Origin of the sequence: Agathobaculum massiliense (assembly GCF_900291975.1) — a bacterium.
In the GTDB taxonomy this organism is placed as follows: Bacteria; Bacillota; Clostridia; order Oscillospirales; family Butyricicoccaceae; genus Agathobaculum; species Agathobaculum ammoniilyticum.
In genome coordinates this window covers 1,304,283-1,321,385 of record NZ_OMPN01000001.1, presented here as the reverse complement: position 1 = coordinate 1,321,385, position 17,103 = coordinate 1,304,283, and the positions used below count along the sequence as shown (strand labels likewise).

At 55.6% G+C, this 17,103-nt stretch carries 15 protein-coding genes; 13 read left to right on the top strand and 2 right to left on the bottom strand.

Features of this window, described 5'->3' with window-relative positions:
* Nucleotides 1-17: 17 nt before the first annotated feature.
* The 9 genes from DBQ51_RS06825 to DBQ51_RS06785 all read left to right on the top strand — a co-directional run bounded on the left by DBQ51_RS06825 (nt 18) and on the right by DBQ51_RS06785 (nt 10,926).
* Complete coding sequence (locus DBQ51_RS06825; RefSeq protein WP_054328177.1) at nt 18-1,787, top strand: potassium-transporting ATPase subunit KdpA; 1,770 nt, start codon at nt 18-20, stop codon at nt 1,785-1,787.
* A 16-nt stretch (nt 1,788-1,803) separates the two neighbouring features.
* Complete coding sequence (gene kdpB / locus DBQ51_RS06820; protein WP_107631094.1) at nt 1,804-3,855, top strand: potassium-transporting ATPase subunit KdpB; 2,052 nt, start codon at nt 1,804-1,806, stop codon at nt 3,853-3,855.
* Between the two features lie 18 nt (nt 3,856-3,873).
* Nucleotides 3,874-4,542, top strand: a complete 669-nt coding sequence (gene kdpC / locus DBQ51_RS06815) for a potassium-transporting ATPase subunit KdpC (RefSeq protein WP_054328179.1) — start codon at nt 3,874-3,876, stop codon at nt 4,540-4,542.
* Nucleotides 4,543-4,705: 163 nt separating this feature from the next.
* On the top strand, nt 4,706-4,900 hold the full coding sequence (locus DBQ51_RS06810) for a hypothetical protein (RefSeq protein ID WP_054328180.1): 195 nt from the start codon (nt 4,706-4,708) through the stop codon (nt 4,898-4,900).
* 137 nt (nt 4,901-5,037) lie between these two features.
* Entirely contained in the window at nt 5,038-6,378 is a 1,341-nt protein-coding gene (locus DBQ51_RS06805) for a TrkH family potassium uptake protein (RefSeq protein WP_082397368.1), read from the top strand.
* 30 nt (nt 6,379-6,408) lie between these two features.
* Entirely contained in the window at nt 6,409-7,059 is a 651-nt protein-coding gene (locus DBQ51_RS06800) for a potassium channel family protein (RefSeq protein ID WP_054328181.1), read from the top strand.
* Between the two features lie 33 nt (nt 7,060-7,092).
* On the top strand, nt 7,093-7,572 hold the full coding sequence (locus tag DBQ51_RS06795; RefSeq protein ID WP_054328182.1) for a hypothetical protein: 480 nt from the start codon (nt 7,093-7,095) through the stop codon (nt 7,570-7,572).
* A 38-nt stretch (nt 7,573-7,610) separates the two neighbouring features.
* Entirely contained in the window at nt 7,611-10,232 is a 2,622-nt protein-coding gene (locus tag DBQ51_RS06790) for a sensor histidine kinase (RefSeq protein WP_107631093.1), read from the top strand.
* A complete protein-coding gene (locus tag DBQ51_RS06785) occupies nt 10,225-10,926 on the top strand; it encodes a response regulator (protein ID WP_107631092.1) in 702 nt (233 codons plus the stop codon). Before DBQ51_RS06790 ends, DBQ51_RS06785 begins: the two co-directional genes overlap by 8 nt.
* 626 nt (nt 10,927-11,552) lie before the next feature.
* Here DBQ51_RS06785 and DBQ51_RS06775 read toward each other — a convergent pair.
* Entirely contained in the window at nt 11,553-11,936 is a 384-nt protein-coding gene (locus DBQ51_RS06775) for a hypothetical protein (RefSeq protein ID WP_054328184.1), read from the bottom strand.
* A gap of 216 nt (nt 11,937-12,152) precedes the next feature.
* Here DBQ51_RS06775 and DBQ51_RS16510 point away from each other — a divergent pair, with 216 nt between their 5' ends.
* From DBQ51_RS16510 to DBQ51_RS06765, 4 genes are all read left to right on the top strand, one after another.
* Nucleotides 12,153-12,290, top strand: a complete 138-nt coding sequence (locus DBQ51_RS16510; RefSeq protein ID WP_159068089.1) for a hypothetical protein — start codon at nt 12,153-12,155, stop codon at nt 12,288-12,290.
* A gap of 350 nt (nt 12,291-12,640) precedes the next feature.
* Entirely contained in the window at nt 12,641-12,904 is a 264-nt protein-coding gene (locus tag DBQ51_RS16815; protein ID WP_199855188.1) for a hypothetical protein, read from the top strand.
* Nucleotides 12,868-13,740 carry a glycerol dehydrogenase gene (locus tag DBQ51_RS06770; RefSeq protein ID WP_199855187.1) on the top strand — a complete coding sequence of 291 codons (873 nt, stop codon included), beginning with the start codon at nt 12,868-12,870 and terminating at the stop codon, nt 13,738-13,740. The genes DBQ51_RS16815 and DBQ51_RS06770 overlap by 37 nt, the downstream gene beginning before the upstream one ends.
* 120 nt (nt 13,741-13,860) lie before the next feature.
* Nucleotides 13,861-15,522 carry a SulP family inorganic anion transporter gene (locus DBQ51_RS06765; protein ID WP_054328185.1) on the top strand — a complete coding sequence of 554 codons (1,662 nt, stop codon included), beginning with the start codon at nt 13,861-13,863 and terminating at the stop codon, nt 15,520-15,522.
* A gap of 65 nt (nt 15,523-15,587) precedes the next feature.
* On the opposite strand, the gene DBQ51_RS06760 is transcribed toward DBQ51_RS06765, so the two are convergent.
* Complete coding sequence (locus tag DBQ51_RS06760; protein ID WP_107631090.1) at nt 15,588-16,949, bottom strand: condensation domain-containing protein; 1,362 nt, start codon at nt 16,947-16,949, stop codon at nt 15,588-15,590.
* Between the last annotated feature and the right edge of the window lie 154 nt (nt 16,950-17,103).

The window sequence follows — 17,103 nt, the reverse complement described above, 5'->3', positions numbered from 1 at the left end:
AAAAGGAGGAACCAGCAATGCTTCAATTGCTTTTGACGATTATCATTTTTTTGATCATCGTCATCCCTGTGGGACGGTATATGTACCATATTTCCATAGGGGCTCATACATTTGCCGATCCGGTGTTTGACCGCGTAGACGGTGTCATCTACCGTATCGGCGGGGTCGATCCGAAGAAAGGGATGAACTGGAAACAATACGCGCTTGCGCTGGTTGGCACAAACGCGGTCATGGTGTTCATCGGATACCTGATCCTGCGCATCCAGTCTATCGGGCTGTTCAATCCGAACGGGATTGAAGGCATGGAGCCGACCCTTTCGTTTAACACGATCATTAGCTTTATGACGAACACCAACCTGCAGCACTACTCGGGTGAGAGCGGCCTGAGCTATCTCTCCCAGATGCTGGTCATTATCTTTATGATGTTCGTCTCCGCATCGAGCGGCTACGCCGCCTGCGTCGCGTTTATCCGCGGCCTCGCCGGCAAGACAAAGGACAACGTCGGCAACTTCTTCGCGGATCTGGTGCGCATCACAACCCGCATTATGATCCCGTTCTCGGTTGTTGGCGGCCTGCTGCTGGTTTGGCAGGGCGTTCCGCAGAACTTTGATGCGAATGTCGTTGTCGAAACTATCGAAGGCACCTTCCAGACCATCGCAATGGGTCCGATCGCGGCGCTTGAGATCATCAAGCACCTCGGTACGAACGGCGGCGGCTTCCTCGGCGCGAATTCGACAACACCGCTGGAGAACCCGACCATCCTGTCCAACCTGATCGAGCTTTACTCCATGATGCTCATGCCGGGCGCCTGTGTTATCACCTTTGGTAAGATGGTGCGTGACCGCAAGCAGGCGGCAATGGAAGCGGCTGGCCAGAACAGCGTCACCGCGCCTGCCCTGAACGAGGGCCGCAGCCTGACTGCGCGCATCTATGGCCGCGAGGGCCGCAGCATTTTCCTTGCAATGGGCCTCATCTTCATCATCGGCCTGTCGGTATGCTTCTGGGCGGAAAGTCAGGGTAACCCGGCGCTTGCAAACGCCGGCCTGAACCAGTCGATGGGCAGCATGGAGGGCAAGGAAGTGCGCTTCGGTATCGCGCAGTCCGCGATGTTCACGACCACGACCACCTCGTTCACAACCGGTACGGTCAACAACATGCATGATACGCTGACCCCGCTCGGCGGCATGATCCCGTTGCTGCATATGATGCTGAACGTCGTCTTCGGCGGCAAGGGCGTCGGCCTGATGAACATGATTATGTACGCAATCCTTGCGGTATTCATCTGTGGCCTGATGATCGGCCGTACCCCGGAATACCTCGGCAAGAAAATCGAAGGCCGTGAGATGAAGCTCACTGCATTGTGCATCATCATCCATCCGATGCTGATTCTGGCGTTTTCCGCGTTGGCGGTTGCAACGCCGGGCGGTATGGAGGGCATCACCAATCCGGGCTATCATGGCCTGAGTCAGGTGCTGTATGAATACGCATCCTCCGCCGCGAATAATGGTTCCGGCTTTGAAGGTCTGGCAGATAATACTTATTTCTGGAATATTACAGCCGGCCTTGCGATGTTCTTTGGCCGCTATCTGTCCATTGTAATCCAGCTGGCTATTGCAGGCTCGCTGATGAAAAAGCGCTTTGTCAGTGAATCTACCGGCACGCTGCATACCGACACACTGTCGTTTGCCATTATTCTGGTATTTGTTGTTTATATTTTTGCTGCGCTGACTTTCTTACCTGCGCTGGCGTTGGGCCCCATCGCAGAGCACCTGACGCTGTGGAGTTAAGGAGGAGAATGGAACTATGAGCAAAAAAAAGAATCAGAAGCTGGTGACGCCCGAGATCCTGCGTCAGGCAATCATCGGCTCCTTTACCAAGCTGAATCCGCGTTACATGATGAAGAATCCCGTCATGTTCGTGGTTGAAATCGGCTTTCTCATCTCGCTGCTTTTGTCTTTCGTGCCCGGACTGTTTGGAGACACGTCGGCAAACGCCCGCATTTACAATATCATCGTTGCAGTTATCCTGCTGATTACCGTGCTGTTCGCGAACTTCGCCGAGTCCGTAGCAGAGGGCCGCGGCAAAGCACAGGCGGCAAGCCTGCGCAAGACGCAGAAGGATACGCTGGCGCATCTGCTGCAGGAAGACGGCTCGACCAAGGACGTTATGTCCAGCGAACTCAAAAAAGGCGATGTCGTCATGGTTTCCGCGGGAGAGATCATCCCGGGCGACGGCGAGGTTATCGAGGGCATTGCGTCGGTCGATGAATCCGCCATCACAGGTGAGTCCGCTCCGGTTGTCCGCGAGTCGGGCGGCGACTTCTGCTCGGTAACAGGCGGCACGACCGTTGTTTCCGACTGGCTGAAGATCCGCATTACCTCTGAACCAGGCAACAGCTTCCTCGACCGCATGATTGCGCTGGTTGAGGGTGCGTCCCGCAAAAAGACCCCGAATGAGATCGCGCTGAACACACTGCTTGTTTCGCTGACCATCATTTTCCTGATCGTTATCGTAACGCTCTACCCGATCGGCCTGTACTCCGGCGTCCAGATCCAGATGTCCACGCTGATCGCGTTGATGGTCTGCCTGATCCCGACCACCATCGGCGGCCTGTTGTCCGCCATTGGCATCGCGGGCATGGACCGCGTCACCCGCTTTAACGTCATTGCCATGTCCGGCAAGGCGGTCGAGGCCTGCGGCGACGTTGATACCATGATACTCGACAAGACTGGTACCATCACCTACGGCAACCGTCTCGCTGCGGATTTCTATCCGGTAGGCGGCGCGAAGCGCGAGGAGCTGATCCGCTGCGCTGCACTGACCAGCCTGCACGACGAGACGCCGGAGGGCAAGTCCACGCTTGAGCTGGCGCGCCGTCTCGGCGACGCGAGCGAGGAGACCCCAGGCTCCGAGTTCCTCGAGTTTACTGCACAGACCCGCATGAGCGGCGTCAACCTGCCGGACGGCACCAAGGTGCGCAAGGGTGCGTCCGACGCCATCGAGCAGTACATCAAGGATCTGGGCGGCAAGATCCCGTCCGACCTGCATGAGCAGGTAAACCAGATCTCGTCCCTCGGCGGCACGCCGCTGGTCGTTTGCGAGAACGACCGAATCCTCGGCGTCATCTACCTGAAGGATACGGTCAAGGCAGGCATGGTCGAGCGCTTCGAGCGCCTGCGCGCCATCGGTATCAAGACCATCATGTGTACGGGCGACAACCCGCTGACTGCGGCGACCATTGCCAAGGAAGCCGGTGTTGACGGCTTTGTGGCAGAATGCAAGCCGGAGGACAAGATCAAGCTCATCAAAAAGGAACAGTCTGAAGGCAAGATCGTTGCTATGACCGGCGACGGCACGAATGACGCCCCGGCGCTTGCGCAGGCGAACGTAGGCCTTGCGATGAACTCCGGTACGACCGCTGCAAAAGAAGCGGCCAACATGGTCGATCTGGACTCTGATCCGACCAAGATCCTCGAAGTTGTCGAGATCGGCAAGCAGCTGCTCATCACCCGCGGCTCGCTGACCACTTTCTCCATTGCAAACGATATTGCCAAGTACTTCGCCATCATCCCTGCCATGTTTATGCAGGCGATCCCGCAGCTGGGCGTGCTGAACATCATGAATTTGGCTTCGCCATACAGCGCGATTCTTTCCGCACTGATCTTCAACGCGATCATTATCCCCTGCCTCATTCCGCTGGCGATGAAGGGCGTTAAATACCGCCCGATGTCCTCAGGCAAGCTGCTGGCACGCAATATGCTGATCTTCGGCGTCGGCGGTATCATCGCCCCGTTCGTGGGCATCAAGATCATTGATATCCTGATCCACCCGCTGCTGACCCTCATTGGTTTCTAAGGAGGCTTTGATTTTATCATGAATAACACGAAATCCGGTCTGCTGCATAATATCCGGCAGGCGGTGCTGGTTACACTGGTGCTGCTGCTGCTCTGCGGCTTCCTGTTTCCGGTCGTGCTTTCCGGCCTGTCTGCGGTCATCTTTCCTCATCAGGCGACGGGCAGCTTGATCGAAGTGGATGGCAAGACGGTTGGCGCCGAATATGTAGGGCAAGAGTTCACTGAGCCCTATTTTATGAAGGGGCGTCCGTCCGCGTACCATTACAATACCTACTATGAGGATGCGGAAGGCAACCAGTTCTATAATGATGGCAGTGAATTCGCTGGCCTGTCCTCGGGCTCCAACAACTACGCCGCCTCCAACCCCGCGCTCGTCGAGCGTGTGGAGGCTGATATTGAGGCCTTCCTCGCGGCAAACCCGAATGTCACGCGCGAGGAGATCCCAGCCGACCTGATGACGGCTTCGGGCTCCGGCCTTGACCCGCACATCTCCCCTGCTTCCGCCGAAATCCAGATTCCCGCAATCGCCGAGGCTTCCGGTCTGAGCGAGGACATCCTGCGCCAGATTGTGGCAGACAATACAACCGACAAGATGTTCGGTGTGTTCGGTGAAGTAACGGTAAATGTACTGGGTGTTAATTTGGATATTGCCCGTGAAATGGGGTTGATCGGCGAGGTTTCCGAGTAACCGGAGCTGCTGCCGGAATGCAATACAAAGATTTAAGGTCGAAGGGTAGCCTGCATGGTACAGGCCGCCCTTCGCTTTTTATTTTGTTTTAATACCGGTTTTATAATCTTTGCCCCAGATTTAGATATTTTCCTCTATGATAAAGCTGTGAGGAGGAGTGGAGATGCCCGCATTGAAAGAACGTCTGATCCATTGGGGAGAGCAATTTGACGCCGCAATGGAGCGGTACATATTTCATCATAGATTTTTAGGGTTCCTGATGGTTTTTATTGGGATGCCTCTGGTGACGCTGGCTGCCGTGTGCATTTGCTCAACGCTTATTGTGCTGCCGATCGCATGGCTTTGGGGGCTGATCTGAGGCAGAGCGCCGCAAACAGTGTGCCAAAGCGCCTTAATGCATTCTTAATATTGCGGTTATATTGCTAATACCGTTTTAATATCTGCGCATGGATAATGTGTTAAGATAATATAAGTGGATATTAAGAGGTGCGTGCGATGCGGTGGGTATGGCACAAAAACAATAAATCCCCTTTCAGGATTATCATTGCAGGCTTCCTGCTGGTTATCCTGCTGGGCAGCCTGCTGCTTATGCTGCCGGCCGCAACCAGAGCAGGCGTCAGCACGTCATTTATGGATGCGCTCTTTACTGCAACATCTGCGGTATGCGTAACTGGGCTGGTCATACATGACACAGCTGCATATTGGTCATTTTTCGGCCAGCTGATTATCATCATATTAATTCAAATCGGCGGCTTGGGGGTCGTAACCGTGGCCTGCGCATTTATGATTCCTTCCGGACGGAAAATTGATCTGATGCAGCGGAGTATAGTGCAGGAGGCTATTGCTGCGCCCAATGTGGGTGGTATCGTGAGGCTGACCGGCTTTATATTGAGGACCTCCCTGCTGATTGAAATGCTGGGCGCAATGCTGCTGTTTTCGGTTTTTTCCGGGGAATTCGGTTTCGCAAGGGGCGCGTGGTACGCAGTATTTCATTCCATATCTGCTTTCTGCAATGCAGGGTTCGACCTGATGGGGATAAAGCAGCCGTTTTCATCCCTGACGGATTATGCGGATAATCCTCTGGTTTCTGTTACGATCGCATGCCTTATCGTGGTAGGAGGAATTGGCTTCCTTACCTGGAACGATATCCGCACGAACCGCTGGCGTTTCTCCAAATACCGGATGCAGAGCAAGGTTATCCTTACCGTTACAGGCGGGCTCATTGTGCTGCCGGCGCTCTACTTTTTCTTTTTTGAATTTTCGGAAGCGCCAATACAGGAGCGTATATTGCTATCCTTCTTCCAGGCGGTCACGCCGAGAACTGCCGGATTCAATACTGCGGATTTAACCGTTATGAGCCAAAGCGGGCAGCTTATCATTATAATCCTGATGCTGATTGGCGGATCGCCGGGGTCTACCGCAGGCGGAATGAAAACCACGACAGTGGGCGTCCTGTTTGCAAACATGATTTCGACCTTCCGGCATAAAGAGGATGCACAGGTTTTTCATCGACGGATCGCAGGCGAAACGGTATCGCAGGCGGCAACTATTTTGGGGATGTACCTGATACTGTTTTTAGCCGGTGGCCTGGTGATCAGCCGATTGGAAGGCGTTGAGGTTTTAGGCTGCCTGTTTGAAACGGCTTCGGCAATCGGGACCGTAGGGCTTTCGCTGGGACTCACGCCTCAGCTGCACGACGTGTCCCATCTGATTTTGATTGCATTGATGTTCTTTGGGCGAGTAGGAGGGCTCACCCTGATATTTGCTACGCTGTTCAAGCCCCAGAATATGCGTTCCAGCGCAAGGCTTCCTCTGGAACGGATTACAGTCGGCTGAATTATCAAAGAAACAAAGGAGGCATTGCCTATGAAAGCGGTTTTGCTGATTGGTCTGGGGCGCTTTGGACGCCATATCGCCTTACAACTGAATGAAATGAATCATCAGGTCATGGCGGTGGATCAGGACGAGGAGAGGGTAAACGCTGCATTGCCATTTGTAACGAATGCCCAGATCGGCGACAGCACCAGCGAGGAATTCCTTTCGTCGATTGGGGTGAGGAATTTTGATATCTGCATTGTGGCAATCGGCGACAATTTTCAGAGTTCGCTGGAGACCACCTCGCTATTGAAGGAGCTTGGTGCAAAAAGGGTCGTAGCGAGGGCGTCCAGAGATGTCCAGAGAAAATTTCTGCTGCGGAACGGCGCGGATGAAGTGGTGTATCCGGAAAAGCAGATGGCGATATGGACCGCTGTCCGATACAGCTCGGATCACATTGCAGACTATATCGCGTTGGGTGATGGCCACGCCATCTTTGAAGTTGAGGTGCCGGCAGGATGGGCAGGAAAAACAGTCGGGCAATTGGATGTAAGGAAACGGTACCATGTGAATATTATGGCCGTCAAGAAAGACGGCAGATTTGAGGAGACTGCGGTCACACCGGAAACCACCCTGAAGGAAAACAGTACGATTTTGGTTTTGGGAAGCTATCATGACGTCCAAAGGTGTTTCCATATATGATACTGTTTCTGCTACAGAAAAGAAGGGAAACCAATGAAAGATATTGCTTTGGCAGCCGGCTTTTTAGCTCTCATGCTGCTGGGGCTCTACCTCATGGTGAAATTGGCGAAGACGATGCAGGAAATGCGGGAGCATAAGGAAACGGACTGCTTCTATATTGCGACGTCGAATCCATGCGTGGTAAAGCGGATCATGGAAATCCTGAACGACATGAAAGCATTGCATTCCGATAAGCATTACACCCTGTCGATCAGACAGGGAGGTGAAATCCTGCAAATGCTGAACAGCCGCCGCTTAGGTGCGGCTGTCGTCACCCCAGAGGCAGCAGGCGGTCGCTTGCTTCTGCACCGTCTTTCCGTTATTTCGTCCCAGCCGCTGGTGATGGATGAGGATGGGGCGCTACTGGCATCGGCTGAAAAGGAATCCCAGCAGCAAAAGGTTATGTGGAGAATGGATGCCCCCAACCCGCTTGCACAGGAATTTGTACATCAGTTTTGTATACACAAGGCATAGGCAGTGATATAATACTCCTGAATCAAGGGGGGAGTGCAATGGCATTCAAGACAGAGGGGCTGTCTGATGTGGAGAAACAGTATGGAAAGCTGACGATCTTTGCCAGCTATTTTTCCGGCACGGGGAAGAGTTGGCGGATGCTGGAAACGGCCGAACGCGTCCGGCAGGCGGGACAGGATGTAGTAATCGGGCTGCTTTCCGGCGATGCGTGGAAAGATACCCGAGTGCTTGCGGATCGCTTTGAAATGCTGCCCTGTAAAGAGCTAAAGAAAAATGGCCGGACAGACAGGGAAGTCAATCTGGAAATGTGTTTGAAACGTATGCCGGATCTGATTTTGATTGATGATCTTTCGCATAACAATATTGATGGCGCCCGCCACAGGAAGCGCTATCAGGATATCGAGGAACTGCTCAAAGCCGGAATAGATGTATATACAACATTGGATATCCATCATATCGAAAGCCTTCAGGACACGGTTTCCGATATATTTGGGGGAACTATTCCAGACCGTATCCCAGATCGTATTTTTGATCAGGCCGCCCGTGTAGAGTTTGTCGATATCGAACCCGAGCTCCTGTGCGAGCGGCTGCTGCGGCAAAACCGAAAGGCGTTCCCGCTCTCTCAACTGAACGCATTGCGGGCAGTCGGGCTGCGCCGTTGCGCAGATAGGGCGGCAGCCTGTATGCAGCAGACGCCGCCCCATACGCATGACCAGATCCTTGTCTGTATTTCCGCTTCTCCATCGAGCGAACGGATTATCCGTGCCGCTGCGCAAATGGCAAATGCGTTCCAATGCGGATTGATCGCGCTCTTTGTAGAGACAAAGAGCTTTCAATGGGGGACAGAGGCTGACCGTGAACAGCTTCAGGAAAACATCAGGCTGGCGCAGCAGTTAGGCGCGACCGTTGAAACCGTGTATGGTGATGATGTTGCCTATCAGATCGCAGAATTTGCAAGGCTGTCTGGCGCGGCTAAAATTGTAATAGGCCGCAGCACACAGCAGGGCCGTCTGTTTTTCCGAAGGCCCTCCCTGATTGAACGGCTGATTTATCTGGCTCCGGCACTGGATATCCATATCATACCGGATAACCATCCGGCGAATCAAACCGCTGCAAAATACATGGAAGCCATGTATGTATCACCGGTATCCCTACTGGATCTGATGAAAAGCGCATTGATTCTGATATTGGTCACGCTGGCCGGTTGGGTATTTTACCATTTCGGTTCAACGGAAGCGAATGTCATAGCAATATATCTGTTGGGGGTCATGCTGATCTCCGTATTTACCAAAAGCTCGGTTTGCAGTCTGACAGGGTCAGTCATCGCCGTGCTGGCGTTTAATTTTTTCTTTACAGAGCCGCGTTTTACGCTGCAGGCGCATGGAAGCGATTATCCGGTCACGTTTCTGGTCATGTTTCTCGTATCCCTCATCACCGGTTCCATGGCTGCGCGCTTGAAAGCGCATGCAAAGCATTCGGCGCAGGTCGCGTGGCGAACAAAGCTCCTTTTTGAAACGAACCAGTGCCTGCAAAAAGCACAGACACAGGAAGAAATCCTTTCCATAACCGCAACCCAGCTGCAAAAAATATTTCAGCGCGATGTCGTTGTGTATAATATAGAAAACGGCGCGCTGAACACCCCGACGCTTTTTCTGATGGATGACACGCAGACTGGCGAGATCTATCGATCGGCAGAGGAAAAGCAGGTAGCGCAGTGGGTGCTGGCGAACAACAGACGCGCCGGCGCAGGCACGGACAATTTGCCCGGGGCCCGCTGCACCTACTTGTCCATCCGTACAGGGAAGCAGGTATATGGCGTGATCGGCATTGCGGCTATGGGAAAAACAATGGATTCCGTAGAAACCAGCATATTGCTGTCCATTCTGGGGGAATGCGCGCTGGCGCTTGAAAACCAGAACAATTTGGAAGAAAAAGAGGCGGCTGCCGTTATGGCGAAGAACGAGCAGCTCAGGGCAAATCTGCTGCGATCCATTTCGCATGATCTCCGCACCCCGCTTACGGCGATTTCGGGTAATGCGAGCAACCTCCTTTCCAATGGAAAGCTGTTTGATGAACAGACAAAAAACCGGATGTATGCTGATATTTATGACGATGCAATGTGGCTGATCAATCTGGTAGAGAATCTGTTGTCTGTCAGCAGGCTTGAATCAGGCCGGATGAACCTCAGCCTTTCTACGGAGCTGATAGATGAGGTGGTTGCAGAGGCACTGCGCCATATCGACCGGAAAAGCACAGAATATCATTTGCATGTACAAAGCAGCGACGAATTTACACTGGTGGAAATAGACGCAAGGCTCATTATTCAGGTGATAATCAACATTGTGAATAATGCGATAAAATATTCGCCGCCGGGTTCGGAAATCAATATCGGCTGGAAGCGTCAGGGGAAATATGTTGATGTTTCTGTTGCGGATAACGGTCCGGGGATACCAGATTCTGCAAAGCCGCGGATATTTGATATGTTTTACAGCGCGTCGAACCGTATCGCCGACAGCCGCCGCAGCATGGGGCTGGGGCTGGCGTTATGCAAGTCCATTGTTAACGCCCACGGCGGAGAAATCACTGTGTCGGATCATTTGCCGCAGGGTTCGGTTTTTACTTTTTCAATACCGGCTGGGGAGGTCGAATTGCATGAATAAACCGTTAATATTGGTCGTGGAGGATGATATGCCGATCCGAAACCTGATCACAACAACCTTGAAAGCGCACGGATATCGCTCCATAACAGCGCTCAACGGAGAAACAGCCATTCTGGAAGCAAGCTCACACAATCCTGATATTATGCTGCTTGATTTAGGGCTGCCGGATATAGACGGCGTAGAGGTGATACATCGCGTCCGCTCCTGGTCCAATATGCCGATTATTGTCATCAGCGCCCGCAGCGAGGACTCAGATAAGATTAAAGCATTGGATGCTGGCGCGGATGACTATCTGACCAAGCCGTTTTCCGTAGAGGAGCTGCTGGCGCGGCTGCGTGTGACGCAGCGCCGGTTATCCGCTCTGCAAATCGGGGCGGTCAATACAGAGTCTGTATTTGTAAATGGTAAGCTGAAAGTCGATTTTGCTGCGGGATGTGCATTTTTGGACGGACAGGAACTGCACTTGACCCCAAGTGAATATAAGCTGCTGTGCCTTCTCTGCAAAAATGTAGGAAAGGTGCTGACACATACCTTTATCACGCAGCAAATTTGGGGAAGAAGCTGGGAAAATGATGTGGCTTCGCTTCGGGTATTTATGGCAACGCTGAGAAAAAAGCTGGAGAAAGATCCTGATGCACCGCAGTATATCCAGACCCATATTGGAGTTGGTTACCGCATGATGAAGGTGGAATAATATGTTGCCAGTCCTCATTGGAAAGGGAAAATATAGGCATAATTGGGTGAAAATAATTCTACGCTCGTCTTCAACTCTCTCCATCTCCGCCAAAAACCCGCACTTTTTCTTAATGAAAAAGTGCGGGTTTCATTTTGTCTCGAATCGTGTAGAAATAATAGCTTCCCGCGCCATCCTTAAAAAGCAGGAGTGCTTTCCGCCTGCAGCGCCAGCTTTTCCTGGCTCCGTCCGCGGAGACTGCGCAAAGACGGGATACATTATTTTTTAGAGAGCATGCAGCAGGAGCTGTGCCACGCGGAAAGTTGCAGCGTGCAACATCTTAATCAAAGCTTGCTTTTCGGAAAGGCAGTGCTGGACCATCCCTGATGAAAGGACGCAGACCGATCCGGATTTTCATGCCGCCATGTACCGGATGATTACCGCGATCGAGCGGCATGGGACTGCATGCTGGATGTAACAATGGACAGATGCTCCGCTATACCGAACAGGGAGCGCGCACCTATTTATTCATCGGCCTGCGGGAAACGCGGCGTGCCGGACACAATCGGATATAAACGGCAAACAGGCCGGAGGCTTATGCCTCCGGCCTGTTTGTCATGTGAGATAAGCCGCGGGAATCGGCAGACTCAGAAGAGGAGCGAGGGATGCTCCTGGATGACCTCGAAAAAAGGCTTGTCGAAATGGACGTAAAACGCCAGATAAATAATCAGCATGCGCGGCGTTGGCCGGGCGGAAATCGTGCGGCCAATATACTGCTTGGCCAGCGGGCTGTGCAGCGCGTCCAGACATAGGTTGGCGGTGCGTTCGATCTGGCGCGTGGCGGCGGTCAGCGATTTACCCGACCGCTTGGCTACGACCGGATAGACGTCGCTGCCGACATAAATATCATCCATGGGGATTTTCTGCCGGAAGAGCAGGTCGGCCATGACCTCCACGGAAAGCGCGAGCGCATGGGTGTTTGCCTTTTCCGCGCCGATAATTGTTCGAATGATTCGCTCGGATTTTTCCATATGATAAAACCACCTTGACTGTAAGATGATTCCATGATATGACAAAATATGTAATATTCGACAACGGGCGACATGAAACGACAAAAATTAATGCAACCAAAACGGTTCAGGAAAAGAAATCCCGCAGGCGGAAAGGCGGCATGCGACGGGTTTAGATGAGATAAGTTCCGTTTTCCGATGCTTTTCGGGCATTGGCTGCAAGGGGGGGCCGCGAGAATGAGGAGGAACGTCCGGCTACTCAGCGCGGTTTGGGCGCAGCGCGGCGGCGGCAGGGGCGCTCTGGCCCTGCTTGAGCGCGTGGAATGTGATGGTCAGGTTGGCTCAGAACGCGCCCTGCACAACCGCTGCTGGTAGGACAGGCTGACTCTATCCGCTGCGTGTTCCAGCGCTTTCATCTGGGCGGCGGTTACAATGGGCGGCTGAATAAGGGAGCGCCTTTCTATAGGCGCGGTTCAGTGTTGCGGATGGTCTTCGCCGCCCTAACGGCCCCCGTACTTTACACAGCGTGGGAACGAAAAGTAAGAGGAGAGAGAAGGAAACATCCATATGGAAGAAAATTGCGCGCGGGAACGGTTTTTTCTTCAAAAATACGGATGCATATGATATAATAGCCGCAGAAGCGGATACAGCGGCTCGTTTCGGCAATACAAACTGCACCGGACGGACAGGGGACGCCCGGGGAACAACAAGGAGGATGAACCACAATGTCTATCGCAATGAAAGCGCCCGGCCGGTATGTACAGGGCTTTGGGGAGCGCAAAAAGCTCGGTCAGAGTGTGAAAAAGCTTGGCAGCACGTTTTATGTGCTCTGTTCGCCCGGCGGCCGCCGCCGGTTTGGCGAGGAGATCGAGCAAAGCCTGACGGAGCAGGAAAAAACAGTTGTCTTTGCCGAATTCCACGGCGAGGCGACCAAGGCTGAGGTCTTCGCCATATGGATGCCTGCAAGGCCGCGGGCTGCGATGCCGTGATCGGCATGGGCGGCGGCAAGGTGATCGACACGGCGAAGACCGTTGCCGAGAACCTGGGCGGCCTGCCCTGCATCATCATCCCGACCGTGGCCTCGAACGACGCGCCGTGCTCGGGCGTGGCGGTACTCTATAATGAGCAGGGCGTGGTGGTCAAGGCGGTCATGATGCGCCGCAATCCGGACCTCGTGTTGGTGGACACCGAGATCTTGTCCAAGGCACCGGCCCGCCTGCTGTCGGCCGGCATGGGCGATGCGCTTTCGACCTGGTTCGAGGCGGAGGCGTGCCGCAAAAACGGCGTCAAGACCATGGCGCGCGGTCAGGAGACCGAAACCGTCGCTATGATGAGCCGCCTGTGCTACGACCTGCTGCTGCGCTACGGCTCGGAAGCGCTCGATGGCGTCAAGCGCGGCGAATACACGCCCGCGCTTGAAAAGGTGGTCGAGGCGAATATCCTGCTCAGCGGCGTCGGCTTTGAGAGCGGCGGCCTTGCGGCGGCCCACGCGATCAACGACGGCTTCGCGCAGGAGCCGCAGGCGCATGGCATGTACCACGGCGAAAAGGTCGCGTTTGGCGTGCTGACCCAGCTTGTGCTGCAAAAGGCGGATGCGCAGACGCTTGAGGAGGTGCTGGGGTTCCTGGCGCGGGTCGAGCTGCCGATGACGCTCGCACAGCTCGGCATTACCGAGATCAGGGAGGAAACCCTGCGCAAGGTGGCGGAGGCGGCCTGCGTACCGACGCAGTCCACCAAAAACCTGTCCCCCGATATTACGGCGGAGGACGTGTACCAGGCGCTTCTGGAAGCGGACCGGATCGGTCGGGAGTACCTGGCGCGCTGAAACAAACAGGGGACATGGCGGTGCAGCGCCGTTCCATGTCCCGTAGCCCCGCGATGCAGCATTGCGGGGCTTTTCGCGCCGCGAGGGGCGCGGGAAAAATCAGAAAATGGGGGAAATGAAATGGGAAAGGCATTCCTGCAGCAGCTCAGGAACGAGTTCAGGGGATACAACGGGCATAAACTGTCACAGGATCTGATGGCAGGGCTGACAGTGGCGGCGGTTGCGCTGCCACTCGCGCTGGCGTTCGGCGTTTCCGCGGGCGCGACCGCGGCCTGCGGCCTGGTAACGGCAATCGTTGCCGGACTGGTGATCTCGGCGCTGACCGGAGGCTACTATCAGATATCCGGTCCGACCGGAGCGATGGCGGCGATTCTCGGCTCGCTGATCGGTACATATGGGATGCAGGGGATGTTTGTGGCCACTTTCCTGGCGGGCATCATGCTGTTGATCGCAGCAGTGCTGCATCTGGGCAACCTGACGGCGTTCGTACCCGCTCCGGTCATCACAGGCTTCACCTCTGGTATCGCGGTGATCATTGCCATGGGGCAGATCGACAACTTTTTCGGCACATATTCCGAGGGCGGGTCGGCGTTGGCCAAGCTGGCAAGCTACGGCACGCTTGGCTTCCGGCCCGATCTGGCAACCACGGCGGTCGCACTGTTTGTGACGGTGCTGATGGTGGTGTTCCCGAAGAAGTGGAACGCGGTTGTTCCGGCGTCGCTGATCGGCATTATTCTGGCGACTGCCGCGACCATGCTGCTCGGCCTGGATATCGCGACGGTGGGAGAAATACCGCAGACGCTGCTGCTGCCCGACCGGCTTTCCCCACGGGCGGTCGACTGGAGCGCCGTACCCGCGCTGCTGGCGCCCGCTTTTTCCATCGCGGTGCTGAACATGCTGGAAAGCCTGCTGTGCGGCGCGTCCGCGGGGCGGGCGACCGGAGTCAGGCTCAACAACGACCAGGAGCTGTTCGCGCAGGGGGTAGGCAATCTGGTGCTGCCGCTGTTCGGCGGCATACCGGCGACCGCCGCGCTGGCCCGCACCTCGGTCGCGGTGCGCTCGGGCGCGCAGACCCGTCTGACCGGCGTGTTCCATGCGGTTGGGCTGCTGATTATGATGTTCGCGCTCGCGCCTGTGATTCGTAACGTGCCGCTCGCTGCGCTGGCTGGTGTCCTGATGGTGACCGCGTGGCGCATGAACGAGTGGCATGCGATCCGGTATATGTTTTCCCACCGGTTTAAGGGGGCGATTGCGAAATTCGCGGTCACGATGGTCTGCACGATCATGTTCGACCTGACGGTTGCGATCGTGGTCGGCGTGGGTCTCGGGCTGATACTGATGGTCGCGCGCCTGTCCAAGCTGCAGATCAACTACGAGCGGGTGGATATGTCCCGCCTGAAAAACGACGATCCGGTGCTGAACGCGCGGTACAGCAACGCGATGGTCGCTTACATCACTGGTCCGCTGCTGTTCGCCAACATCAGCGTGCTCGAGGAGTTGCCCGACCGCGTGGCGGGCTGCGATACACTGCTGCTGTCCATGCGCGGGGTGCCGACGGTGGATGTATCCGCCGCGCAAACCCTACAGGCCATTCTGGAGAGCTTCCGCGAAAGGGGCGTGGATGTGGCGATTTGCGGGCTGCCCACGGCCTCCATGACCATGCTGCGGCGGGCAGGCATTGTGGAGCTGATGGGTGAGCAGGCGTTCTACTGGAGCGTCGAGCGGGCGTTGCTTGATCCGCGTCCCCGTCCGGAAAACGCGCAGACGGTCCAGCGGGTATAAAAAGCATAAACCGCCTGCCGGTTTGTAGGCCGGCAGGCGGTTTTTCGCGGTGGGACAGAGCAGCGTCAGACCGTGCGGATGAGCTCTCCAATGGTGATCTCCGGATCCTCGACCGCGGCAAACAGAATGCGCATCAGGTAATAGTAAAGCTTTTCGACTTCCTCCAGGCTGTACCATGCGGCTTGGTATTTGAAATAGAAATCCATGCCCGTGCCGAGCGGACGGTGCATAACCGTCAGGTAGAGCGGCTGCACAGCGGTGCCGTTATCGTGCCAGATCGAACGGTATTCGATCTGGTTGAGGTGGTCGTCCTGCATCCGCATGGGGAACGGCTGGTAGGTGAGCGCAATGCTTTCGTACAGTGCGTCCGCGGGCGCGCCCCAGCGCTCGCGGCGCAGGCGGTCGGCTTCCAGCGTATCGAAATCCGTATGGCGGTATACCTGGTTCTGGACCGCGGCAATCTGGCGCACGCCCTCGATAAAGCTGGTATCTGCGGGCATCACCGTGCGGCAGGGGAAGCAGTGGATGCGCGTGCCGCCGGCCTTGCGGTCGATGCGGGACACGCGGCGCGATACATAGTTGCGCACGCTGATATCAGGCTCGCCGTCATTCTGCTTGGACAGATAGGTGCGCAGGCCCATGAGCAGCAGATTGGTCATGGAGATATTCTGTTCCTCGCAGAATTCGAGCAGGCGTTCGGCGGGCGCGGACTCAAGGATGAATGTGCGCTGGCCGACCGTCAGGTCGTGTTTTTCGTTGTGCGCCCAGCGCGCGCCGGAGGCGGTATGGCCGGGGCCGCGGATATCGGTGTAGAGCGGTTCGCCCGCCCGTTCAGCCTGCTCTTTCCAGAACGCAAGGTCGCGCGCCGTGCGGACCGGATCGGCCGCGCGCTCCAGGTCGCGCTGCAGAGAGGCAAGGTAGGGGGCGCGGTCTGCGGGCGGCTTGGTGCCGAACACCTCGGCGGCGTACAGCTCGACCACATCGCAGAGCAGCACGATCATGGCGCAGGAGTCGGACAGCATGTGATCGATGCGGACAAAGGCGCCGTTCCAGCCATCCGGCATGGCAACGGTGACGATCTCAAACAGCGGCGCGTCCCACCGCGGCTCGAACGGCTGGCGGCTCCAGCGGTGCAGCTCAAGCATGGCCTCGGACTCGGTCATGCGGGACAGATCGACATGGCGGACCGGACGGTCGTCCGCCGGCACGATATACTGGCGGGCTGTTCCGTCCTTCCCGCAGGTGAAGCGGACGCGCACGGAGTCGTCCCGCTCGACCGCGCGGCGCACCGCCCGCGCGAGCGCGTCAAAATCAACATCCAGATGGATGAACAGGCTGACGCAGATATTGAGCACCTGCTTTTCGCACGCATTCTGCAGCGTGACAAGGTGCAGCCGCTGCGCGGCTGTGATCGGATACTGTTCCATCAAGGCTCCCCCTTTTTCTTTCTCCGTTGTTTTACCGGTTTATACCAATTTTATTATAAGTGCGGAAAGAGGAAAAAGAAAGTCGGATTTTAGACAAAAATTCGTGAAATGTATGGATAGTGAACGTTTAAGGCGTGTACAGTCCGACAGGCCT